Origin of the sequence: Pseudomonas sp. yb_5 (assembly GCF_043103865.1) — a bacterium.
Lineage (GTDB): Bacteria > Pseudomonadota > Gammaproteobacteria > Pseudomonadales > Pseudomonadaceae > Aquipseudomonas > Aquipseudomonas putida_Y.
Genome location: NZ_JBICKE010000111.1, coordinates 1 through 632, shown reverse-complemented (window position 1 = coordinate 632; position 632 = coordinate 1). Strand labels below are relative to the sequence as shown.

Below are 632 nucleotides of genomic sequence, written 5' to 3'. Positions count from 1 at the left end.
ATCCAAACCTGATTGGTCTTTGCTTCAGCCAGCAACGGCAAAACACAAACTCGTTCGCTTGCGTAGGCGTCCTCGCACGGCTGGAGGTCAATTACCTGATCCAGGTCGGGGTCGTAAACCACCACCGAAAACCCGGGGCGAGCCGCTCCGCGCTCTTGGCGCAGCGCGCCAAGACGCTTTTCGGTAGAGGCCAAGTGGCTGCCATCGACCACCCGAACTTGCCAATCAGGAAGCATGGCTGAGCAGCCCAACTCATGGATTGTCGGCGCCAAGCGCTGCGCGCAGCCTGTCACCAAAGCACGCAACAGGGCAGGTTCGGTTCGACTGATCTTGTCGTACAGAGCTGCCAGGCTGACGGGAAGGTCGTCCAGTTGTCTTGCCGCAGCATGCAGCGATGGCTTCAAGCCCAATGAAACAAGCGACATCAACTTGATAATGGTCGAGAACAGCAGCTCGCGAGAATACTGCCGTTGGCGGTGCTCCTCGAAAACCTGATCGACCCACTCCGGCGCAATGGCCTGCTCCAAGGCAAGTTTGGCCATTACGCTGGCGGGTGCTTTTTTCTCGAATCGCGCTAGTACATCAGCCCACATCGCTCGGGTCTTCCTGACTGGATTTCAGCGAATTCTACC

1 pseudogene is annotated in these 632 nt (G+C 57.8%); it reads right to left on the bottom strand.

Going from position 1 to position 632, the window contains the following annotated elements:
• A pseudogene (locus ACF8GF_RS20625) lies at positions 1 to 542 on the bottom strand (IS4-like element ISPpu8 family transposase); the annotation flags it as partial.
• Between the last annotated feature and the right edge of the window lie 90 nt (positions 543 to 632).